Origin of the sequence: Oceanidesulfovibrio marinus (assembly GCF_013085545.1) — a bacterium.
Taxonomy (GTDB): Bacteria; Desulfobacterota; Desulfovibrionia; order Desulfovibrionales; family Desulfovibrionaceae; genus Oceanidesulfovibrio; species Oceanidesulfovibrio marinus.
Genome location: NZ_CP039543.1, coordinates 2,971,264 through 2,995,395, shown reverse-complemented (window position 1 = coordinate 2,995,395; position 24,132 = coordinate 2,971,264). Strand labels below are relative to the sequence as shown.

Genomic DNA, 24,132 nt, shown 5'->3' with positions numbered 1-24,132 from the left:
TCGACCTACGCTTTATTTTGGAGTAGGCGCCTTTGTAGCTAGCAATTTGTGTTTCCCAGATTCCCGGAAGGAAAAAAGTAGCCCAGACTAACTTTGTGAAAAAAATATCGTGGGGGAGCAGGGGGCGTCGCGAAGTGTCCAGCAGGCAATTCGAAATATACGAAAAGCATCTGAAAAAAATTGGAAAAGAGGTGGTGATTCCAAAGGGGACGAGGCTTCCTTCGGAGAATATTTATTATTTGATCGAGGGGGTGTCGGCGCTGACATATTTAACGCCTTCAGGGGAGGAGAGTTCGTATATATTCTTCAAGCAGGGAATGCTTTTAAATTTCCTCCCTATATTGATTCATACAACAGGATTGGAGATAGACATCACACGGAGGCGGTTCTCTAAGATAAACCATACAATATACACCAAGACACGATGCAGATTTATTTGTATTCCGGGTGAAGTGTTTCTGGACTATCTCGAGAAGAACCCTGCATTGTATATGATTCTTGTGCGGTCCCTCACAGAAAATATGGTCAACTTGCTTGCTTTATCGACCGAGATTGTTTCGAAGTCGGCATCGGCGCGTGTGTGTCAGGTTATTCTGGACTTTATGTCTGACGATGAGGAGCCTGTGATTCCACGGTTTCTCACATATACAGAAATAGCGTTCTATCTATCAATGCATGAAATAACTGTTGCGAAGATATTCAAAGCACTCCGCAGAGACAATATTATCAAGAAATCAGGCCGATCATCTGTCGTCGTAGACGTGGATACATTGACTCAAATTGCAGACGGCGCAATAGATCTGCACTATAAGAATTAGGTACTTGATCAGCGAATCAAACCTGTGAGAGGGGGTTGTTCAGAGATAATATTTGTACAGAGATAGTATTCACCTGACACTCCGCCCCTGGCGGGGTGATGGCTACGCTGCTTCTTCTTTTTCTACCTCTGCTTCGTCGATTACGATGCCGTCCAGGAACGCTTGGTAGGGCACTCGGCCGTCCATGCCGCGGCCCTGATGGGTGCGTTCCCGGTTGTAGTGGTTCAGGTAACTGTCCAGATCCTCTTGCATTTCCTCCACCGATTCGTACCACTTCTCGCGGCCCTTGATGCGGAAATGCTCGTCGAGCAATGTCCGATGCAACCGCTCCACAAAGCCGTTGCTCTGCGGCCGGCGAACCTGCGTTGTCCGGTGCTCAATCCCTTCTAATTGCAAGAACAATTCGTACGGATGCTTGTCCGGGCGACCGCAGAACTCGCGACCGTTGTCCGAGAGAATCGTCGAAATGCGCGCGATGTGCTCCTCGAAGAACGGCAGCACGTCCTCATTGAGCACGTGAACCGCGGTAACCGGCAACTTGGTGGTGTAGAGTCGGCCCCAGGCATAGCGGCTGTGGCAGTCGATAACCGACTGCAAATACACGCGTCCAACGCCCTTGAGCGTGCCCACGAAGAAGGTGTCCACGGCCACGAGGTCGCCGGTGTGACGCGTCTCGATGTGCCGGTCGCGAAACTCGGGACTGAAGCGCTCCAGGACGCGGATTTGTTCGTCCGAGAGCTCCAAACGCTGCTCTCGCACGCTCTTCTCCAGCCGCAGCAACCGCTCGTGGCGTGTGAGCAAGCCGTGCCGGCTCCAGACGCCGCGGACACCGCCGGAGCTGACCTGGACGCCTTGCAGGACAAGCTGTTGGGCGACGCGGAGCGGCCCGTGCGTGGGGTGAGCCAAGCAGTAGTCGAGGATGGCCTGCTCGACAGCCTCGTCGACGCGGTTGGGGTGCGGGCCTCGCGGCCCGGGCAGGCGGTCCAATAGACCTTCGGCGCCGAAGGTCTGGTAGTTGCGCCGGATCTCGTAGAACTGCTGCCTGGAATAGCCCATGATTTTGCACGCTTTGCTGACGTTGCCCAATTCAGTGGCCAGCTCTAGCAGACTCATCTTCCTTCGTGCTACTTTGCGTTTCGTGGTCATGGCGTTCTCCTCGAAAGGGTTCGTGAAGCTTCGCAACTCCATCGATACCCAGCCAGGGACGGCATGACCACAACCTTTTGGTGGCCCAGGTGTCAGGTTATATCCATCTCAGTTCAAACAGTCTGACCCTTCCTTATTAAAAGTAGAAGACTGGCATGAGTTCCCGTGCGAGCAAATCCGCCTCCTGGCGTACTTGAGCCCCAAAAGTTCCTCGGACCGGCGCACATTGAGACACGCCACACCGGCGTGATGCCCTTGGGCACCTTCTTCGCGGACACGCCCAAGGGCGTTGGATGTGTATCTACAGTTCCACAACCGCTATGCCTGAGCCGGCTCTACACCACCCAAGCTGCCCGTGACCACGGTCCACGTGTTCGATGAAGACGTGCTGCTGTTCGTGTGCATCTCCACGATCCTTTTGGGCAACGATCGCGAACTCCGAGGTCGGCTGGACCAACATCTGTATGTATTGTCCTTGCAATTAGAGTGTATTGCGCACCGGACAATGCAGATCGCAGAGCAGCGGTTTTGCGGAATGGTGCCCCGGAGGTTGCTCGATGAGCATTTCCGCATCAAGGACCACGGCATGACCCAGTGTGCCCTATCAAGCATTCCTGGATGACATCGTAATCGACGTCGACGAGACAGGGGCAGAAACAATTGAGAAGCAGCGTAGCCATCTCCCACCAGGAGCATGAAATATTATGAACTGAGATGGATATAACCTGACACCTGGGCCACCAAAAGGTTGTGGTCATGCCGTCCCTGGCTGGGTATCGATGGAGTTGCGAAGCTTCACGAACCCTTTCGAGGAGAACGCCATGACCACGAAACGCAAAGTAGCACGAAGGAAGATGAGTCTGCTAGAGCTGGCCACTGAATTGGGCAACGTCAGCAAAGCGTGCAAAATCATGGGCTATTCCAGGCAGCAGTTCTACGAGATCCGGCGCAACTACCAGACCTTCGGCGCCGAAGGTCTATTGGACCGCCTGCCCGGGCCGCGAGGCCCGCACCCCAACCGCGTCGACGAGGCTGTCGAGCAGGCCATCCTCGACTACTGCTTGGCTCACCCCACGCACGGGCCGCTCCGCGTCGCCCAACAGCTTGTCCTGCAAGGCGTCCAGGTCAGCTCCGGCGGTGTCCGCGGCGTCTGGAGCCGGCACGGCTTGCTCACACGCCACGAGCGGTTGCTGCGGCTGGAGAAGAGCGTGCGAGAGCAGCGTTTGGAGCTCTCGGACGAACAAATCCGCGTCCTGGAGCGCTTCAGTCCCGAGTTTCGCGACCGGCACATCGAGACGCGTCACACCGGCGACCTCGTGGCCGTGGACACCTTCTTCGTGGGCACGCTCAAGGGCGTTGGACGCGTGTATTTGCAGTCGGTTATCGACTGCCACAGCCGCTATGCCTGGGGCCGACTCTACACCACCAAGTTGCCGGTTACCGCGGTTCACGTGCTCAATGAGGACGTGCTGCCGTTCTTCGAGGAGCACATCGCGCGCATTTCGACGATTCTCTCGGACAACGGTCGCGAGTTCTGCGGTCGCCCGGACAAGCATCCGTACGAATTGTTCTTGCAATTAGAAGGGATTGAGCACCGGACAACGCAGGTTCGCCGGCCGCAGAGCAACGGCTTTGTGGAGCGGTTGCATCGGACATTGCTCGACGAGCATTTCCGCATCAAGGGCCGCGAGAAGTGGTACGAATCGGTGGAGGAAATGCAAGAGGATCTGGACAGTTACCTGAACCACTACAACCGGGAACGCACCCATCAGGGCCGCGGCATGGACGGCCGAGTGCCCTACCAAGCGTTCCTGGACGGCATCGTAATCGACGAAGCAGAGGTAGAAAAAGAAGAAGCAGCGTAGCCATCACCCCGCCAGGGGCGGAGTGTCAGGTGAATACTATCTCTGTACAGACTGTTATGCCGTGCAGGGGCCCTCTGTGGCAGAGAGCACAAGAAGGTCAGCACATAGCACTATGCTGCTTAGATAATGGAGATTAGGCATCAGGGACAGCCATTTCTGGGCAATTTGCATGCATATCTACCCAAACTCCAAGAGTAATGCAGGAGCGTATATATTTGCGGTTCCGTTGTTTATCGATGCGTCAAAAGGTATGCGCTTTGATAACCATATGCTTCATTTGTAATAGAACAAATACGAAACATTTTTTCAAGGTGCTCAATGAAAGGTTTGCGGAAATATACGACATGTTCGTATTTTGGGGAAGCACCAAATACAAATTTAAATACATTTTCGTTGGCAAGAACATTGCCATGTTTTGCGTTTTGTTCATCAAGAAAATGTTTGTACGGATGGTTTGGCCAGCGCCTGTTGATACTTTCAATAGAGGCCTCATCAAAAATGGTAATATATAATCTACCATGTGGTGACAACAATCTCCGCAGTTCCAACAACCATGCGTCGGCTAGGTCCCCTATATGGGTGAAAACTGATCCAGCATAGATAAGATCGAAATATCCGTCAGTAAACGGTAAGTGATAAGCGGTAGTTGATAAAAAGAAGTTAAAGAATGGTTTCAAGTTTTGTTGTGCCCAGGATATGGACTCAGCATCTACGTCGCATCCCCAGAGCTCGCAAGTAGCGGTATGGTCTTTGAACCACCGAATGATTCTTCCAGAACTGCACCCAAACTCAAGGATACGAGTGCCAGAACTCAGTTCAAAATTATCCTGAGAGATAATTTTCAGAAGTGAATTGTAGTCTAACCTGCCACTCTCCAGGTATTGGTGGTCATCATAGGTGCCATCATCAAGAATACCATATAATTGTCGTAAAGAGTCTGGAGGCAGTGGCAGGCATTCTGTATTGTTGCTAGTATTGTCGTAAATTGTATAACCAGACATCTCCCGCGTGTGTTTATAATATACGCCATCTATGCCCTTGGCATAGAGTAACGCATTTTCGATGGTGTCAATATACTCCTTGGAATAGCTCTCCACGTCACTATTGAATGCGTCGTAATATATTTCAGCCTTGTTCATGGTATAATCTCCTCCATCCTCGCTGTATGTAGTATTTGACTTCGAACCGCTCTCGCCGGTTACAATTCATCCTCTTGGGTTCTGACCGTATTCAGTTGCTGGTGCAGTTGTTTTTTTATGCTATTCATACCTACAGATACCATACCAGGAGCCCTATGGAGCGGCTTGGCGCGAGAGGGATAAGCGTCATAGTTAGACTTTGGAACCTGACCACCCACCGGCCTTGCCGTTGGAGGCGTCTTCCATCTCGCCCTTGCCGCCTTCGGTGGAAGGCATGAGGCCCACCCAGGAGCAGCCGGCACCGGCGCATTCGTGCGGAACAATACCATGCTTGATCATATCGCGGACAGCCTTGCCGCGCGGGTGATCCTTGGGTTCGACGATTCCGGAGTCTCGCCAGTTATACATGGAGCTGGTCTGCCAGACGCAGTACTGCACGCGACCGTCGGCCAACAGCATTCGTGTGTTGTCCACGGCGCCGCATTGCTCCACGGGGAACCTACCGCCGCAATACCCGTACTCATCGGGCTCCTGCGTAAGCATGGATCTCCACATGGAGCCGCTTACAGTGAACTCCACCCCCAGTTCTTTGGCCGTAGCCATGGCGGACTCGACTTCTTCAACTGCCTGGCGAGCAAAGTACTTGGGCTTCTGCTCTTCGTAGTTGAAAGTCCAGTCCTCCACGTCTGCGCTGACTGAGTCATTCAGGTGGGCGGCGTCATACAGGAAATTCAGCTCGAAATAGCCGTCCAGGCTGGCAGCCATGCGAACAAAGTCTGCCAGCTCACCTGCGTTTTCCTTCATGTACGTCAGGTTGATGCCTACACGGGGGGATTTCTGACCCCGTTCTTCGCGCAGTGCTATCAACTGTCGGGTGTTGTCCAATGCTCGATCAAGCTCACCCCCTGCGCGAAGCTTCCTGTATTTGCCTGTATCCAGCGTATCCAGCGAAATGATGATTTTGCGAATCGGGGGGGAGTGGTCGAGAATCAGGTTTGCGCGCTGTTTATCCAAAAGCTGGGCGTTAGTGTGAAAGAGAAAGTTTTTGGACCAGTGGATAGCGCTGAGAAAGTGTTCCGCATGGCGGGACATGAAGATCTCGCCAAAACCGTCGAGGCATCCATGGGTCACCATGTCGAGCACGGGCTGGATTAACTTCAGGTCCTGAGGCTCAAGCTCCTGGTTGTGCGCAGAACTGAAAGAGTTGTTCGGGCACTGGGGACATTTGAGGTTACAGCGACCGGTTACCTCAAGCTGTACCCACTCGCTACGGCGGGGCCCCACCATCCAGTACTCGCCCTCGCTGGACTCCGCAATAATGGAAATCATCTGGAGCCCACCAGTCGCGATTGACAGGGGTACAGCTACCCTGAAGCCGCACACAACTTTTGGATCAAATCCGAACTCTTCGGCCCTGTCGGGACGCAGATCCGTCAACTCAATCTGTCCGATAATTTTTTGATCGTGGACGACGAGTACTCGTTCAGGCAAGGTGAACCCGCTGCGGTCAGGGATCATGGTCCAACCCTGAATGTATAGAACTCCGTCGGTTTCTTCGCGACGTTCGAGTTGTCCGCCGTTTTCAGGGTGCAGGAGCGAAATGTCCAAGGAGCCCCCGGCGAAAGGCCGCATGGATTCGTATGGCTCAAAGGTGTGATGACTTTCGACAGGCATAAGATAACTCCGTATAAATGAACCAACTCAATATTTGAAGGCTTTGTTTGTGTCAATACGGGTAAGCGCCTAGCGCCTCATTCGCCGAACAAAAAGCTGTGTAATCCTGTCGATAATGTAAATTTTTCGCGTGAGATGGTCCATACGTCGCTGTTGGAAGTTCAGGCAACAGGTAGTGATTGTTTGCAAGAGCGTTTTTAAATTTTAAAGCGCGCGTATTTATACTACGCCACTATGCATATTTTGCAAAGACTATTGTGGCTATCCGTAGGTATGATTCTAGTTGCATGTACGGCTAGTGGGATGCGAGTGTTTTATGCGGAAATCAAGGATTATTGTCGAGAGTGTTTTATGACGATAAATAACCATAAGCGATTATAAATGGCTAGGCTGCAAGAAAAACACTCTGCCTTTCATGACGGTTACCGTTCCTTGGCGTTGACCAGTATCAGCGAGGTGGCCCGCATGTATGTGGGTTACCCGGAACTCCTGGATGTCCATCGTACAATCTTCAAAAACGCCGGTAAAGATTACACGAAGGCCGACCTTAAAATGGCGCAAGATTTATGCATCTGTGACTTTTTCCATAGGTACGTTACTAAAGGTGCCAAAGTATTAGAGATAGGTGGTGGGTTTCCCGTTTGTTGGAATACTTGAAAGAAGATGTGGAAGCCTCGAACTTGGATAAGTTCGAGGGCTAGGGGAACGGTCCGACAGACATCCCCCAAGACACGTCTTATACGATTATTCCAAATTACATCGGAGCCTTTGACGAGAAACTTCCCAATAGCTATTTCGGCGTCGTTTTCTCGATCTCGGTGCTCGAGCATGTGAATCTTGAGGATGACGCTTTGGACGAAGTGGTACGGGACATGGAGCGCGTGCTGAAACCTGGTGGGCTCAGTGCCCACTGCATTGATTGCAGGTTCCCGCCAGGCTCACATCCGGATATCAGCAATCGCAGGATGTTGAAGCGTTTATTGGAGCACTACGGGTTTTCCGAAGAATTCATCTATGCAAATCATGATCATGAAAATGTATATCACATGTCAGAGTATGCGTATGATGTTTTCTGGAAGCCGTATTGCAATAACAGACCACATGAGCTGGATGGGCTGCCTTTTAATATTTTTGTTGTGGTGCAGAAAGCATGGTTTGCGGAGTAAGATACTGTTTTATGAGTTCACAATGAGGTTGCTGCGATGTTGTGATCTCGACAGCTTTTGGATTGGCCCCTTGCACCGATTACCTGGCATCAGGTAGCCTGAACCCCGGAGGCTCCAGGGCAAGATTCGGGTTGTACTCAGGGTCGGATTCGATCCATTTTGCCCAACGCGATTTGAAGAAGGCGATGGACTTCATGGTTTGCGCACGTTTTTCCGGAGACCCATCGTCGCCGCGGCTGACGGATTCGTGATGGATGAGACGCGCATGCGGTGTCCAGATGACCAGTTTGCCCATCTCGCGTAGGCGCAGACAGTAGTCGATATCGTTGTACGACACGGGCAGTTTCTCTTCCAATCCGCCTGCTTTCTCGTAGAGTTCCCGCCGTGTGAGCATGCACCCTCCGGTGACAGCGCTCATTCGTTGTGCGCAACGAAGCCGTCCCAGGTAACCGGGCGAGTCGTGTGGTTCAAAAAGATCGGCATGGCGCGCCGTGCCGCACATCCCGAGGACCACGCCAGCGTGTTGGATGCGCATGTCGGGGTAGAGGAGCATAGCGCCTACGGCCCCGACCTCGGGTCGGAGCGCATGCCCCGCCATCTCCTTCAGCCAACCCGGTTCCATCACCTCCACATCGTTGTTGATCAACCCCAGGATTTCACCGCTGGCCTGGCGCGCGGCGACATTGTTGATGTGCGGGAAGCTGAAGGGGGCGTCATGCTCGATAATCCGAACATTCGAGTGACGGGAGTACATCTCGAATAGCCTGAATGTCGCCGGCTCGACACTACGGTTGTTGACCAGCAGAATTTCGAAATCAGGGTAGTCCGTCCTCCCCAGCAGGCTGCGTAGACATGCCCCAAGCAGCGCCGCTTGGTCGCGGGTGGGGATAATCAGCGAGATCCTGGGCCATTCGGCAGGTAGCCAAACAATATGGCGATAACCGGGTGAGGTCTCAGCGACCTCTGTGTTCTCTGAGCCTTTGCGCACAAACGCAGAGACGGCGCTATTTTCGGCACCGTGATCCACAGGCGTGTCGGCAAGTCGATGGAACAGCATGACTGGTATGTGCCGCGTTTGTTTTTGGCACAGCATGGTGCTGGCGCGCAAAAGCAAATCATAGACAGCAGCTCGGCCGTATTCGGGGCGTAGCCCGCCCAACTGTCGCACCAGGTCTACGTCCAGAAGAGCAGCCCCTTGAATATAATCATGGGCTAGCAGCAAATCCGGGTCCCAGGGCTTGATGAATCTGGGGCGAACGCGGCAGCCCTGTTCCAGGGTGTCACTGTCCACGGTGAACAGTTGTACAGCGAGGGCGGATGCCATGTGGGATGCGATTTGGGTGACCATACAACCGTTGAAGACGAGAGGAGAACGGGCGAATAGCACGAAGCCGCTGATGGTCTCGAGGAAGGTGTTGAAAGACGATTCAATGGATTCCCCGGGGGCATGCGTCAGCCCGAGGCGTTTATGGTCAGGAACAGTGTTCTCGCCTGCACAGCTTTCTACGACGTACTCGACGTGCCACTGCAGGCAGTCATCGTCTGGTATGCTGTTGAGGAGGAGTTGAAGGGGCTCGTGGGATACTTCGGCCTCGTGGGCCAAGATATTCAAAGGCGGCGTGGGGCAACCGATAGTCGTATCTGGCTTTTCTTTGTCTGCCAACCAACGTTGATAATCTGTATTGCTGATGTGCATGGATGGGTGCTGCTAGAAAGGAAGTTTTTTTAGTCGGGGGTAGCGGTATTTTATAAATCTCCAATACCTCGGGATGTTCTGTATGTTCTGGGAAGTGCCAAAGCGTCGCTGCACCAGAAGTATCCATTCACGCAGATTGCTCCAGAATCGCTTATAGCCCAAGCCTCCGAGAGCGTACAGAACCAGAGGTGCGTCTATGTGTTTGGCATAAATGCCTGGGTGCTGCTGGACGATGTCGATGTACCAGTTCAACTCTCCCTTGATCTTGTATATATCAGAAAACATCGGCGCCATTTCGCGTCTGATAAAGAATGCTTGATGGTTACAAGTGGCAGTGCCCCGGCAGCGCAGTTGTTTCAGAGAGAATTCTGAATATGTAACATGGTGCAGAGTATTGAAGTGCTCGTCGGTGAGGTAGATATCACCAAACATGATGTCCGGATCATCGTTCGCGAGGGCAAAGACATTGCTCAGCACTTCAGAAGTGGTGTACTTGTCGCCCGCGTTCATGAATTGAAGGTAACGGCCATGAGCTTTGCTGATTCCTTTATTCATGGCTGAGTATACACCGTCGTCAGGTTCACTAATCCATCTGACCCTGTTGCCGAGCTTTCCATCAATGCTCTTTATCGTGTCGAGGGTGCCATCGGTAGAACCCCCGTCGATGATGAGGACCTCATACTCATTAAAGTCCTGCTCAAGAAGTGATCCTAACGTCTCCTCGAGCTGTTCTTTGCAATTAAATGTAGCGATAATTATGGAAAGATGCATGGTGTTATCTCAGTTCAGTACAATACAGATGGATTTGTTCGAAGTTCATGCAGAATTGTTTGGATTTTGTGATGGAGCACGGTATACGCAAGGTTAGCAGTCGCAGTGAATTTGCACATTGCGGATGATGGAAGATGGGAAAGTATCTCCATGTGAGCACAAAATTTTCCGTGGTTCGTGTTGAAATATGTACAAGAACTACAGGATATCACGTCACGAAGCATCGGGTAGCAAGCGTTTGAGCCGCATCTGGTCGAGAAAACGATTCAAATCGCAATAACCTTGAACACCAGCAAGGCCATCCCTGAAGCCCAATTCGATAACATTCTTGGCGCGTTCGATATCCTGCGGCCCTAGTTGCTCATACTTTTTCAACCACGAAGCCGCAAGCGTCTTTCGATGATGCTGAACGCAACGATCCAACTTATCCGGGTTCCAGATCCGACACATCAATAGCAGATTGCGGGTATAATAGTACAGATAGTGGAAAGTTGGAACGCCTTTCTGCACGGAGCGTCGCTTATGGCGTAAAATCAGTTCGGGGAGCATGACGAGGTTCTTGCCGTGAGCGCGAGCCTGCATACACCAATCCGTTTCCTCGAAGTACAGAAAATATCGCTCAGGCAGTAAGCCAATGTCATCCAACAGGTGTGATCTGAAAAAGAGGCTGGCCCCTGTGACATAGTCCACGGAATACGGTCCCTCTGGCAAGGCCCCTGGGCTTTCACCGTAATGAAGGTGCTTGGCCTGCAAGCCGTGCTCAAACGAGATACAGGCGCCGCCGTACCAGACAAAATCCGGATCGTCATCCATGACGATGGTCGTGCCGAAGATATCGGATTCGGGGAGTGCGTCGGCGTTTTGGACCAGCCGTGTCAAGTGGTTGGATGGTGCGATGGTGTCTGGATTGACCAGCCATATGTAGTCATACCCGGCGTCTTTGATGTCGCGCAAGGCAAGGTTACAGCCGGCGGCGAAGCCGATATTCCCCGGAGACTGGATGCAAGTCCAGTGCGTGGCGACTCGCCGAACGTACTGATAGGCCGTGAGGTCGTCGTCGTTGCTGACAAGGTACCCGTGGAAAGGTTCGCTCTTGTCCGCGTCGAGACTGCGAAGGCAACTCATGGTGTCTTCTAAGTTGCCATAATGGCAGACGACAATCGCCACGCGCGCCGGAGGCCTGTAGGAGGAAGCCGGAGATTGGTAAGTGGGGCGACCCGACGGGTCGACGCGCTCGTTTCCTTTGAAAAACAGCTCCTTGATCAAGCCGTTTATGATTTGGGTGGAAGCGCTCCACGGCATGTCGAGCACCAGCTCGTACGCTTTCTCCATGAATGTGCGGACTTGTTTTTTGTCAAAAGCTGCCGCGGCAAGCATGCGTTTGACCAAGGCCTCTTCGCGGTCCTCGGGATCGTAGGTGAGTTCTTCCATTCCCTGGAGTAGGCTGCGCAGCACGCCTAAACGAGGGGCAATGACGGGCCTGGCAAAGGAAAGCGATAGCAGCGCAGAGCCGGAATTGAGAATCTGTCTGAATGGTAGAACAGCGAAGTCGCTGGCCAGAAAGTAGCGTTGCACGTCCTGATCGTGGATGAATTCAAGTTCGGTGATAATGCGGGGAGCCTCGGTGCAGAGTGCGGTGATTTCACGCCGGAAGTCGTCCGGGAGCACTCGTCCGACGATAATGAGCCAGATGTTGGGATTGCTTTGCGATATCGTTTTGAAAGCGCGTATGAGATGGCGAACGCCTTTATATCGGCGTACCTGCCCGAAAAAAAGGAAGACCGTCGCATCTTCGGGGATCTTCAGACTTTTTCGGGCCTCCAGGGGAGAACAATCCACGGGGTAGCTGTGAATATAGTTGCCGTGGGGGGCAATTGTGACCTTTTGCGCCGGAAGGTGAAAATAGCGCGCCAGAATCTCCTGGGAGTCTGTTGTGTGCAGAATGACCCTGGTGGCTAGCTCGGCGAGCCGGGCCGAGAATTGTTCCTCGAGTTCCTTGTGCAGGCTTTCGTGTGTGATGACGTTGTGGATGGTCCAGACCAGATCTCCGCCGGCCTGAATAAATGCCTCCACCTTCTCGATGAACTCGTCCATGAGGCGCTGCACCATCTGAGAATCGTTGCCTGCGTGTTCAAATATGGGAGCGGTCCAATGCAGATGGAAGATGGTCGCAATGTCGGAGTTTTTACGCTGTTGAAGCTGCAGGGCCTTGTCGATATCACCGGGGCCGGCCAGGAGAATGTTGCCGTACAGTAGAGTCTGGTATGGATTAGCCGCGCTGTAATCAGGGAAAAAAACAAGACGTTTCTCGCGCGTAATTGGCTCAGGCAGGCCGGATTCGTCACGGTCCGGAAGGGAGAAGTCGTAGAGCTCGCAAAGCGAATGCGGGTAGAGAAGCGGCAGGCCAAGCAGTTGATGGTCATTGCCTGCCACGTAGTAGTTCTCCTGCACGAACGTGAAGCCTTCGTCCCGGCCCTCAATCCTGGCGACGAAACGTACATCCAGCGCTTCAGCGATTCGAGCTGGCAGGTCGCGGCCGTAGCGACGAAAACGGCCAAAGGATTTTTCGTCATCGGGGTCAAGATCAATAGTATGTGCAAGCTTGAGGTCGTCGAGTTCGTTGATCAGGACAATGGAGTCCCCTGTCATGACTCCTTTGACCTGCTTTAAAGCATACCGATCATCGCGAAGTCGGCTGAGCATCTTATAGACGCACACAAGCTTATGGGGAGGCGAGTTGTCTGGATCGTAACGTACGCGCCCTACTCTTTGCCCGTCCATGAAGCGCTGCCATTGCGACATGTGAACGAACAGCTCACGTTTGTTGTCGGTATCCCAGCAGCATGCTCTCCACACTTTTTTGATTATTTGTATATCGATTACATGATTTGGGTCGATTATGAGAGCATCGACATGGCCAAAATCTAATAACACGCCCAAAGTGGCCTGGACGGTGCGAGCGATGCGTTGACGAGAATTGGCGCCACATGCCGGGCAGATATAATCACTAACGGATTGTGGCGTCCTCAGTGGACTAATGGACTGACAGATTGGGCATTGTTTCATAGATTATTCTTGGTGTAATTAGCAGTCTAGTGCAGATCTTAACATTATATGCACATGCGTGAAACCTATGCTATGGGAAGGTTGATTTTAAATTTTTTGGTTTGCCAAATGGTCTACGTTGAAATATCAATATTGTTCAAGCTCAATCGATCACGGTGTTATGTTTGAAGTCATTATTTGTACAATCGGAGAACACTTCCCCGACTAGTCCCCACTACAAAAATAGAACAATGATTTCAAACACAGCCTTTCAGGTGCCATGCCATAGGTGCAGAGCAATGTAGACATTCCAGGCGTGAATAGTTGTGATACCTTTATTCAGGCTTCTGCACAGCAACGAAGATGTTGAACGGCAAGCCGTCTAACTCATAAGGACGATTGCCACAGCTGGACTTCCAGTACGCATTGTACGCATATGCTGACATATGATAGACGTTTTCGTGGTCATGGTTTGCATAGATAAAGTTCTCGGAAAGACCATAGTGCTTCATCAAATGCTTCAACATTCTGCGATTTGAGATATCAGGAGCTAAATTCGGTGGGAATCTACAGTCAATGCAATGGACGCTGAACCCACCAGGTTTCAAGACACGCTCCATATCTTGTATCACATCATCCAAAGCTTCATCCTCGAGATTTATATGTTCGAGTACTGAAATGGAGTAGACGATGTCGAAATAGTTGTCTGGAATATTTTTGTCGTATGCACCAATGTAATTGGGGACGATTTTAAAGCCGGTATCTTTTGGGATATCGGTTGGACCGTTTCCCCATCCTTCGAACTTGTCCAGATTCCAGCCTTCCACGTCGTCTTGCAGATACTCCAACAAACGGGAAAATCCTCCGCCTATTTCAAGTACTTTGGCGCCTTTTGTGACATGATAGTGGAAAAAATCACAGATACATAAGTCCTGGGCCAACTTGAGACGCGCCTTAGTGTAGTCGTCGTCGGATTCACCGTAGAACTTGCGACGTACGGCGAGGAACTCCGGATAAGCCTCGCACATGCGGGCCACTTCGGTCGCACTGGTCAACTTCAGAAATCGATACCCACTGTGAAAGAAGGCGCCTTTCTCCTGCAGATGCGTCATGGAATCATCACTTTGTTAAGAATATTAGAGAGTAGGGCAACGTTTAACAACATGAACGTCCTTTTTGAACAATCACCCGAATCATGCTTTGTCGCTCTCGCGCGCAAGCGCCGCCTCGGCGGCGTCGAACACAACAGAGCCGTCGGCCATGGCGTACAGCGTTTCGGCTCGAGCAACCCCTTCCTGTTTCAGTGTTTCCAGGCGTGAAGCGTCATTCAAAAGCTCGCCAAGGGCGGTTGCCGCCGCGGCTGGATCATCCGGTAGGATCATCCCCGCGCCGTCCAGGACCTCCTCCACGGCGGGTTGAGAAGTTGCTACCACAGGTAGACCGGCGCCCATGGCTTCCATGAGCGGCAGGCCAAAACCTTCATGAGCGCTCGTTGCGAGCAACACTGTCGCACGCGAGTATAAAAACGCCAGCTTGGAGTCGCTCACGCCCTCCATCAACGCACAACGCGCCCGCACCTTTTTCGGCAATTGGGCCAGGGCCTCCTCGATCTGGGCGGCCTGGCTGGGGAAATCATTTCTGCCGCCACCGACCATGACCAGCCCGATGTTGTCATCTTTGGCTGCAAGTTCAGCGAAGATGTCGATGGCCAGCGTGGGACGCTTGTGCGGCGCCATACGGCTGATCCAGAACAGGAAGCGGTTGGTGTCCGGCATCTTGACAGGTTCCGGAGTTACCGAGGTGAGGCGGGCAGGATTGAGCGTGGGAGGGCAGTGGGACGCATAGATGTCTGTATCCAAGTACGGACGAATGTTTTCCAAGCTGTATTCCGAGTTGGCAAGAACGGCGTCGAAAAGCTTGAAGTATTCATATTGCTCGGTAGAGCGATCTAGAACAGCAGCGAATGTTTTGTCGTACGCCTCAAAAAAAGCCCCCGGGGTCACGTTGTGGTAATAAAGGAGCTTTTTGCATGGCACAGAGGTAATTGTGGACAAAAACTCGTCCTCAATGGACCAGTTGTAAATGAGGAGATCGTGTTCCTTGGCGTCGTTTTCAAGGTCGCTGATGGATTGCACGAAGCCGGAAAGCGCCGGATCGAATACATAGGCATATAGCTGAACACGCAAGCCCGCCGAAGTCAAAAGCCCGGCCAGACCCAGGACAAACGCGCCAATACCATCCTTACAGAACAGATTGCGCGCTACTATCCGGATTGCCATACCGGCAGGCCAGGCCGGCACTCGTTCGCACCCGTTCGCCCCGTAATGGAACAATATGCGACCACGCTCTGTTTCCAGGGCAGTGCGCGAGGTCTGGTCAAGGACCACCGCTGTATGGATGGGCGGCGTAATCTTCCGTCCATCCTTTTCGGCCCAAACGCGCATGAGCGCATAATCATCTTCTTCATCCGCTCTGTTCCCTGCATTTGGAGCGATTGGAACCGGCTCGAACCTATCTGTAAAGCGCGGCGTCAGCAGCCAGCCGTCTTCTTCGTGCGATAGAGCCATTGGCTGCGGCGCCGTTGTCCAATCGCGGATAACGGCGCCGTCAGACCGCCGCAGCAAAGATATACGAATCGTCGGCTCCTCCACTTCGCTGACAATGCGGGGCTTGAACACAGCTCCGGAGCTTGCATCCAGAGAGCACACGCCCAGGCTGACATGGGCGGGCTGCGCGGTGATCGTCGCCGGCGTGTCGACTTTGGGCATCATGGCCGTCATATACTCTGAAACTACATCGGCGGAGGGGCCCAGCGCCCTCACTTTCTTGTGATGAATCCATGCGGCTCGGTCGCATGTCTCGGCCACCATGGGCAGGGAATGCGAAACCAGAACCATGGTTACGTTCTTGTCGCTGCGGAACGCATCGAATGATTTCTTGCACTTTTCAACAAAAGCAACATCGCCGACCGCCAGGACCTCATCAAGCAGCAGAATCTCCGGATCCAGTATGGTCACCACAGAGAAGCCGAGCTTGCTGTACATGCCAGAGGAGTACGTTCGCACAGGTTGGTCGATAAAAGCCTCCAGCTCTGAAAAAGCGATGATCTCATCAATACGACTAAGCACTTTCTCTCGGGAGAGCCCCAAAAGCACTCCGTTAAGCAGAATGTTCTCGCGGCCAGTCAGCTCCGGGTGGAAACCTGCGCCCAGGGACAGCAAGGGCGAGATCCTGCCGTGAACGGATATCTCACCCGAATCTGGCTTCAGTACCCCGGCCATGAGACCGAGCAGCGTGCTCTTCCCTGCGCCGTTGCGACCAATAAAGGCGAAGTTCTCTCCGCGTTTGATATCAAGGCTCAGCCCGTTGATGGCCAGGAAGCGCTTGCGCATCTCCTTGATGTTCGAATGGAGATGGAAAATAAAATTTTTTATACCGCCATTGAACTGGTGGTACGAGGGGTACGTCTTCACTACGTCACGGAATGAAATAACGATATCGCCCATTACAGTGCTTCCGCGAATTTCCAATGGAGCTTGTGGTACGTGAATAGCCCGATGGAGAAGAGAATAAATGCATACAGTATGGCGTATGGTAAATAATACAAATCTATTGAGTTCTCATATAGGGCACTGCGCCAGCAGATCATCATGGGAGCCAGCGGGTTAAGCAGAAAAACGAAATGAAATTTGTCAGGGACATGACTCAATGGGTAGATAATGGGACAACCAAAGAACAATGCGTGCATGGCGATGCTGACGATGTAGCCCAGGTCTCGGAAGAAGATATTGATACTCCCAGTGAACAGGCAAATGCCATACACCGTGCCCAGGGTTATCAGGACCATCAACGGAACGCTCCAGAGCCAGTTGATTCCTGGGTAGAGACCATAGGCGAACATGAACGCAATATATACAGGCAGCGAGATCAGAAAGTGCACCATGTCCTGCAGATTAGTCACAAATGGAATGGTGAGACGTGGGAACGCCACTTTTTTCACCAGTGGCTTGTTGTTGATGAAGCAGTTGGCCCCAAATCCTATAGAGCTGGAAACCCACTGCCAGGGAAAGAGGGCGGCCAGCAACATGATCAGGTAGTTCGGCTGATTGAAGCGAGAAATAAGTCCGAACACCACGTAATAAATCCCGGCCGTTGCCAACGGATTCATGACAGACCATAGATAGCCGAAAAAGCTGCCTTTATAGCGTACAAGCAGCTCCTTTTTCAGTAGCACTCTGATGAGATCGAGTCGCCAGCTCCATGTCGCGCTAAGAGACATACTCCTCCTTGTCCGGCTCGTGCGCATCGACGTTGCATATATAGCGGAATTTTCCGCGCCAGCCCTGGAACAGCAGTTCGTCTGCCCGTATTCGACGCAAGGCTACATCCGGAAAGTTCTGCCGCACTTTCGTCGCTATGGGCTCCCAATCCTTCTCCGCCACCACCAGGCGCAGTTCCTCCACCTCGCCCTGGCGTACAGCGATCTGAAAGTCCTGGATGTGACCGCAGCGATCCAGGATGTCCTGGACGTAATGTGTGGGATAAACATCGCCATTGATGCTGACCTTGTCGTGAACGCGGCCGGTGATATCCGTGATCCACCAACCGTCGTCGTGCTCCTCAAGCCGGCCCATGTCTCCCATGCGGTAGCGGATCAGGGGCATGGATGGATTGCGTAAATTCGTGAAGGCCAGCTCCCCATATCCGTCGTTGTCCGGATCCGCTACATCCGGCCATACCATGAAGTCGGCCACCAGCATTTCGTTTCCCGGCCGGTCCTTCAGCTCTTGCGCCATGACTCCGAACTCGGCCGCGCCGTACCTGTTGGCCACCCTGCATTTCAGCACGCGCTCGATGGCCTCCCGCTGGCGCTCTTCAAGCATCTCGCCGGTGGAGACGAACATATTGAATCGTTTGCCCGGGTGCTTGGGCAACTGCTCCACATACCGTGCGAGGGCGTACATGGTGGACGGATGTCCTTGCACCACATGTGGACGCACCTTGCTGATCTTGTCCCAGGCTGGCGCCAGACCCTCCGCGCTGTAGCTGTCCGTCAGCACATTGACGCGGTTCAGGGCGAAACACTTGAACGCCTCACGCCGGATATCTATCTTGTGCTGTGGTTCGATGAAGCGGGTGGAGAGATGAATTTCGGAGTTCCAGCGTCGCTTGCCGCCTAGCCACAGAGAAACGATGTTGTGCGCAGCGGTCCAGTCCCGGGAGACGGGATCATAATAGATCAATGCGGAAGGGCCGGTGGAGCTGCCGGTTTTGCACTGGCAGAGCGACTTGTATTCGTAATCCTCGCTGAGCATGCGTGCGCCTTGCTCTTGCAGGATGTCCTTGGTGAGCCATGGCAGATCCTCAAGGTAGCGGGGATCCTTGGCGACTTTTTCCGGATCGAACGAAAGAGAGGCGAACAGGTCGCGATAGTACGGTACGGTTGCCTGGGCATGCCTGAGGGTATCCAAAAGCATCTCACTGGCTTGAGCCTTTCTCTCGGCGAAGGGCTGCCGTGCTGCCCTGCGTAACGCGCGAGCCTTGGGAAGAATTGACCGTTTTTCCATGCGCTGGGCAATGGGGTAGGCCATATATGCTGTTATGAGTCCTTTTCCAATCATTGACCGACGTCCATTTAGGCTACATGTACGGCACCAACTACTAGACCAAGCGCGTGTACACCTCGTGCAGTTGGCGCCCTGCCTCATCCCATGTATAGCGCCTTTTTACAAGCCTAGCCAATTCTGGGGACCTCTCCATGCCACAGACTGCCTTGAGCCCGGCGCGTATGGATTCCACCGATTGGGGATCGACATAATGCGGATGTTCTCCAAAATACTCCTCCGCGCAGCCCTCGCTGGTAATGCATAGAGGAACGCCCTGAGCCGCGGCTTCTAATGCTGCCAGGCCGGGAGTCTCCAGGCGAGTGGCCAGGATAAAGCCCTTGCAGGCTGCATATGCAGAGCGATGAAGATCCGAAGCATACTCCAGAGGACCTATGTAACGCACTCCCGGGTGCATATATTCCTGGCATTCCTTCCAGTAAGCTTCATCCCGAATCCGTCCGGCGAGGATAACGAGCATTTCGAGGTCTCTGCTCGCCTGAATCAGCCGCTTTTGATTCTTACGAGGTTCGATATTGGCGATATTCAGCAGGAAAGGTGTCTCAATGCCAAATCGTTCGCAAAATATCAGAGGGTCCCCTTTGGCAAAAAAGCGATCGTCAACGCCGTTGACAACGGGCGCGAACTTGCTTTCCGGCAACTTGTACCAGTTTGCCAGCAGCTTTCCCTCGGCCCGAGAGTTCGGCAGCACCACATCACACAGCTCGAGCAATGCGCCAATTTCCTTCAGCGCATAATCATATTTGTTTTCGCCAAGCCAGAGAATGGGGGAGATGGCAAGGGGAAGGCCTCTGTTCTTGACGTGTCGGCAGAAGGGAATGGAACCTCCCTGGACCGAAAAAAAGTGCACCACATCGGCCTGGTCGAACTGAGGTTGCCAAGGATCGTAGAGCAGAACCTCGATCCCGCGGCGTTCCAGGGCGGCCTTGCACTCCATGAGCTGGACCTCGCCACCGCCTGGGCAATCGAAAGCGACCGGGTAGGTGTTGAATAAAACTTTCATCGGAATAATGCTCTCGTAGCTCTGGAGAGTATCTGGAGATAGGTGCTATGCCAGCTCGCCTATTGGGACGTCATGTCCACGGACTCGCACTCCCGGCTGTAGGCCGGTGTGGTTGGAATATCCGGCCAAGTCAATAGCACCGTCGGGATCCATCGTCAGTACAGCGCGGCTTCGCAAAACGCAGTAGGCCAAACAATCTCCGGCCGACAGCCAGAGGACCCCTTCATGCCCGGATATGTGCTCCACAAGCTCACGATGGGCAGTCAAGCGACGCTCTTCGCTCCCCCAGCCGTAATCGTAGCGGGGCGAAAAAGGATGATCCAGATAGCCGAAAATCGCTCCTGCTTTGGCGTAAGCATCGAAACTTTGGGAGGGCACGCTCGGCCCATCGAGAGCGTCATCGTGGCTGTCGCCATGGAGCATGCACTGCTGGCTGTGGCTGATGATGTCGCGTTTCACCTCGGGCATTATCCCGGGTCGGGCCACAAGCATGTCCGGGTCGTTGTGTACGATTCCGCTGATGACCCCTTCGAAGCCGGCGTCGGCCAGGGCGCGCAGGGACCAGGGGCGATTCGTGTGAAATGGCGACACCGCATAGCGCACGGGGCAGGCCCGGGGGAAATGCGCTTCGAACCAGGCCCGGCTCGCTCTGGCGTCAGCAAGAGCCCCGTCATAGTCCCGGCCCCAGTTCTCAAGATGATTATGGCTATGGGAGAGGATCGATCCCCCGGCGTTCAGCACATCGTCGAGCAGGTGCATGTCCATGGGCGTCACATCCAGCGAAGTCTTCACCGCCAGGCTCAGCGGCAGCCCTTGATCCGCGTACCACTCGAAAAGTCCCTGCGCAGAAGCGATGTCCTCGTCGCAATCCAAGCGCATGGTCGCCAGCGCCCGGACCCCGTAGGGAAGCTCTGTCAAAAGCGGCAGGCACGACAACTCCTCGCTGCGATAATCACAGAGGAAACGTTCCACGACCGCCCATTCCAGGCTGTCCAGAGGCCCTACAGGACGGTTGAACCACAGGGCCGCGCCTTTGGCGTTGTCTGCCACGGCGGCGTATAGTCCCCGGCAGTCGCCATCCACGACGATCTCCGCCAGCGCCACCGCCCCCGCAGGTTCAGAACGGCCGGAAATGGCCCAGATCTCTCCGTCAGCCCGGACACGACCATAGCCCATGTTGTTCCACTCATTGGTGAAATCGAAGCGGAGAAAAGGCCGCAAAGTATAGGGAGAGGCCTCGCCCAGAGTATGTCCCGGCAGATATTGGATACATGCCATGCTTTGCCCGCTGCACGGCCCCACCGCATTGGGAGCTTCGGCCTCACTGGCGGTGACGGGCAAAGCGTCTTCAAACCGCAATCCCAACACGGAAGCACAGGCAGGTCCAGGCGCACCAAAGACCAGCACCTTGCCACCGCCTTCAAACGCTTGCTCCAGGCGCGAGGCATGCTCATCGCCTGGGCTTATGGCCACCACGACAGACGCCGACGCTGCTTGCTCAGGTCCAGCCAGACAGCCCGGGGTAAAAGAACGTACCAGGGCCGAGCACACCATATTCAGGGCGGGACTGCTGCCGATCAATGCAATCCGATTCATATTATCTCTCACCCTGGGTCTGTGCGACTATCTCCATCATGGCCTGAGTGCGCGCTGGGTATGAGTGTTTTTGCGCCTCTTCGATGCCAGCCCGGGGCGGACAATTATTTCTCAGGATGTCCTCAATGGCCGCCACAAACCCTTTTGCATCGTCAGCAAGGCGTACCAGGTGACGATACTCGGTAATCGCCGGAAGCCGGGTGGAGACCAACGGCTTGCCCGCGGCGAGGTACTCAAAGAATTTCATGGGGAAAACCGACTTGGTATACTCGTTGATCAGCATGGGCAGGAGCACCACGTCAAATCTTTTTAGATACGACGGCAGTTCTGCATAGTCCACCGGACCATGAAGCACGATATTGTCGTGTTGCCTGAGCGCCGAGTCGTCTCTGCAAAGAATCGATTCACCGAGCTGTCCTAATAAATAGATGGTCCAGTCCGGTCGGGCGGCTGCTATGCCTGCGATGAGGTTGAAGTCCACCTTGTAGTCGCTGAGGGCCCCGACAAACCCGACAATGACTCCCTGCATATCCCGCAAGGGCTCGGCGACTGGAAGGTCGTCCCGTGTTGCTTGGTTGAAGTGTTCGAACTCCGCCACATTGTGAAAGTAATGTGTGTTCGAATTGAGCGCGGCGCATTTGTCCTGAAGGGCAGGGGCGGACGTGAAAATCGCATCGGCGTTGCGGATGAGCTCTGGTTCACGCTGCTCTATGGTCTCTTTGGGCAGACCAGGCATGGCGGCGATGTTGTCCACACAGTGATAGACCACAGTCTTGAAACGCTGAAGGTCAGTCGTCGCCGTGGTGATAGGGTTGTATGTCCAGAGCAGATCAGCGTCCATTCTCAGGACGCGCATGATTAATCGCAGCGAGAGATTGAACAGGCCGCGGTTGATTCTTCGGACCAAAGCGTAACGGTGGAGCGGAATGACAAAGGGCGTGTAGACATACAGATGCTCGTTCACCTTCACCATAGGCCTGAACATGTGCATGAGCCGGCGAAAAATTCGACGCATGTCCCTTCCTTCGCGCAAGGAGGGTTGCCTGAGCCCCAGGGACTCCACATACAGCACCCTGTGACCTGCAGCGGCCAGCTCGCGGCCCACGTACTGCTTGTTTGTCCAGCAGGGATGGCTCCAATCCGCCGTGGAGAGAAGAACAATGTCTCGGCGTGTCTTGCCGTCGTTGTTGGCAGTCTCAGGCATGGAAGGACTTTATCGCCTCGATGATGCGCTCGCTGGCCCGGCCATCGCCATAGGGATTTTTTGCCTCTGCCATGCGCCGGTAGAGGTTTTCGTCTGTAAGCAGTTCTCCAACCCCATTGACGATGCGGTCGCAGTCCACGCCCACCAGCTTGGCCCCTCCGGCCGCGATGCCCTCTGGGCGCTCGGTTACCTCTCGCATGACCAACACCGGTTTGTCCAACGACAGACCTTCCTCCTGAACTCCGCCCGAATCCGTCAGCAGCAGATGGCTGGACAGCATCATGGCAATCATCTCGCGATAGCCCACTGGATCTATGAGCGATATGCGATCCACGCCGCCGAGCATCTCCTGAACCGGCCCCAACACGTTGGGGTTGGGATGCGTAGGGTAGAGCACGTGGATATCGTCGTGTGTCTGCGCCAAGATTCGCAGGGCCTGGCAAATATTCTTCAGGCCCTGTCCAAAGGCCTCACGGCGATGGCTGGTGACCAATATGACTCTACGGCCAGCCTCAAGGGCTGTTCTGAATGGAATGGGCAACCCCGTGTCTCCAGATTTGAGCTGCTCCGACATCCAAGAGAGCGCATCCACCACGGTGTTGCCACTGACGATTACGTTATTATCCGGCACGCCTTCGGACAGCAGCGCCGAGCGCGCCTCTTCGGTAGGCGCACAGTGCAAATCCGCCATGGTCGAGATAATACGGCGATTGACCTCTTCGGGGTACGGGGCAAATCGATTGTAACTGCGCAAGCCCGCCTCGACATGGCCCACGCGTATCTGACGATGGAAAGCCGCCATGGCGCACGTCATGGCGGTCGTGGTGTCGCCCTGGACAAGAACCCAGTCAGGCGTTTCGTTTTCGAGAACCACGTCAACAGCACTCAGCAGCTTGGCAGTCAGGCTGTTGAGGGTCTGGTTCGTGGTCATCAGGTGCAGGTTCGCATCCGCTTCGAGCTCCATATCCCGCATAGCCTGCTCAAGTATGTCCGTGTGCTGTCCGGTCAGAATCAGGTGCGCGGAGAAGCTGTCGTCAGCTCGCAACATCCGGAACACCGGCGCCAACTTGATGACCTCTGGTCTTGTGCCGGCGAAAAGGCAGATGTTTGTCATAATAAAAACCAAACTATTTGCATCAGGAAAGGCATGGGCAGACAAAAGAGCCTGATGCATAAGTCATACAGACATTGATGCCCGCACAAATCGAGAATTAAATTTACTCGTTGAATTATCAAGCCTTGTCAAGGACCACAGATGGGCAGGAGTATAGGATTGCTCGCGGAGGCGCTTGTAGCGGGCTTTTTTAACCCCAGACATCGCGTTTTTGATCGAGGCAGCCTAGAAGCGGAGGGACTTTCTCCAGGTTTCAGTCAATATGTATAGA

Annotated in this window: 17 protein-coding genes; 3 read left to right on the top strand and 14 right to left on the bottom strand. The window is 53.8% G+C overall.

The window, feature by feature from the left end; genetic code table 11:
* Positions 1–95 precede the first annotated feature (95 nt).
* Positions 96–818 carry a Crp/Fnr family transcriptional regulator gene (locus tag E8L03_RS13185; RefSeq protein ID WP_171267606.1) on the top strand — a complete coding sequence of 241 codons (723 nt, stop codon included), beginning with the start codon at positions 96–98 and terminating at the stop codon, positions 816–818.
* A gap of 102 nt (positions 819–920) precedes the next feature.
* On the opposite strand, the gene E8L03_RS13180 is transcribed toward E8L03_RS13185, so the two are convergent.
* Positions 921–1,964, bottom strand: coding sequence for an IS481 family transposase (locus tag E8L03_RS13180; protein WP_171266993.1), 1,044 nt, complete (start codon positions 1,962–1,964; stop codon positions 921–923).
* 821 nt (positions 1,965–2,785) lie between these two features.
* Between E8L03_RS13180 and E8L03_RS13175 the strand changes: the two genes are divergently transcribed.
* A complete protein-coding gene (locus tag E8L03_RS13175; RefSeq protein WP_171266993.1) occupies positions 2,786–3,829 on the top strand; it encodes an IS481 family transposase in 1,044 nt (347 codons plus the stop codon).
* Positions 3,830–4,059: 230 nt separating this feature from the next.
* Here the strand turns inward: E8L03_RS13175 and E8L03_RS13170 are convergent, their stop codons facing one another.
* Both E8L03_RS13170 and E8L03_RS13165 read right to left on the bottom strand, forming a co-directional pair.
* Positions 4,060–4,968, bottom strand: coding sequence for a class I SAM-dependent methyltransferase (locus E8L03_RS13170; protein WP_171267605.1), 909 nt, complete (start codon positions 4,966–4,968; stop codon positions 4,060–4,062).
* A gap of 192 nt (positions 4,969–5,160) precedes the next feature.
* Entirely contained in the window at positions 5,161–6,642 is a 1,482-nt protein-coding gene (locus tag E8L03_RS13165) for a radical SAM protein (protein WP_171267604.1), read from the bottom strand.
* Between the two features lie 830 nt (positions 6,643–7,472).
* Here E8L03_RS13165 and E8L03_RS13160 point away from each other — a divergent pair.
* On the top strand, positions 7,473–7,808 hold the full coding sequence (locus tag E8L03_RS13160) for a hypothetical protein (RefSeq protein ID WP_244963528.1): 336 nt from the start codon (positions 7,473–7,475) through the stop codon (positions 7,806–7,808).
* Positions 7,809–7,887: 79 nt separating this feature from the next.
* Here E8L03_RS13160 and E8L03_RS13155 read toward each other — a convergent pair whose 3' ends face one another.
* The 11 genes from E8L03_RS13155 to wecB form a co-directional block, all read right to left on the bottom strand.
* Complete coding sequence (locus E8L03_RS13155) at positions 7,888–9,504, bottom strand: glycosyltransferase family 2 protein (RefSeq protein ID WP_171267603.1); 1,617 nt, start codon at positions 9,502–9,504, stop codon at positions 7,888–7,890.
* A 12-nt stretch (positions 9,505–9,516) separates the two neighbouring features.
* Positions 9,517–10,275: a glycosyltransferase gene (locus tag E8L03_RS13150; protein ID WP_171267602.1), complete on the bottom strand. Its 759-nt coding sequence runs from the start codon at positions 10,273–10,275 to the stop codon at positions 9,517–9,519.
* Between the two features lie 213 nt (positions 10,276–10,488).
* Positions 10,489–13,341, bottom strand: a complete 2,853-nt coding sequence (locus E8L03_RS13145; RefSeq protein WP_171267601.1) for a glycosyltransferase — start codon at positions 13,339–13,341, stop codon at positions 10,489–10,491.
* A gap of 314 nt (positions 13,342–13,655) precedes the next feature.
* Positions 13,656–14,432: a class I SAM-dependent methyltransferase gene (locus E8L03_RS13140; protein ID WP_171267600.1), complete on the bottom strand. Its 777-nt coding sequence runs from the start codon at positions 14,430–14,432 to the stop codon at positions 13,656–13,658.
* An 81-nt stretch (positions 14,433–14,513) separates the two neighbouring features.
* A complete protein-coding gene (locus tag E8L03_RS13135) occupies positions 14,514–16,826 on the bottom strand; it encodes a glycosyltransferase (RefSeq protein ID WP_171267599.1) in 2,313 nt (770 codons plus the stop codon).
* Complete coding sequence (locus E8L03_RS13130) at positions 16,826–17,599, bottom strand: ABC transporter permease (RefSeq protein WP_171267598.1); 774 nt, start codon at positions 17,597–17,599, stop codon at positions 16,826–16,828. The genes E8L03_RS13135 and E8L03_RS13130 overlap by 1 nt, the downstream gene beginning before the upstream one ends.
* Positions 17,589–18,911, bottom strand: coding sequence for a phenylacetate--CoA ligase family protein (locus tag E8L03_RS13125; RefSeq protein ID WP_171267597.1), 1,323 nt, complete (start codon positions 18,909–18,911; stop codon positions 17,589–17,591). Before E8L03_RS13125 ends, E8L03_RS13130 begins: the two co-directional genes overlap by 11 nt.
* Before the next feature lie 70 nt (positions 18,912–18,981).
* Positions 18,982–19,947: a glycosyltransferase family 4 protein gene (locus tag E8L03_RS13120; protein ID WP_171267596.1), complete on the bottom strand. Its 966-nt coding sequence runs from the start codon at positions 19,945–19,947 to the stop codon at positions 18,982–18,984.
* A gap of 45 nt (positions 19,948–19,992) precedes the next feature.
* On the bottom strand, positions 19,993–21,543 hold the full coding sequence (locus E8L03_RS13115; protein ID WP_171267595.1) for a polysaccharide deacetylase family protein: 1,551 nt from the start codon (positions 21,541–21,543) through the stop codon (positions 19,993–19,995).
* Between the two features lies 1 nt (position 21,544).
* Entirely contained in the window at positions 21,545–22,747 is a 1,203-nt protein-coding gene (locus tag E8L03_RS13110) for a glycosyltransferase (RefSeq protein ID WP_171267594.1), read from the bottom strand.
* Positions 22,740–23,921, bottom strand: a complete 1,182-nt coding sequence (gene wecB, locus E8L03_RS13105; RefSeq protein WP_235896527.1) for a non-hydrolyzing UDP-N-acetylglucosamine 2-epimerase — start codon at positions 23,919–23,921, stop codon at positions 22,740–22,742. Before wecB ends, E8L03_RS13110 begins: the two co-directional genes overlap by 8 nt.
* Between the last annotated feature and the right edge of the window lie 211 nt (positions 23,922–24,132).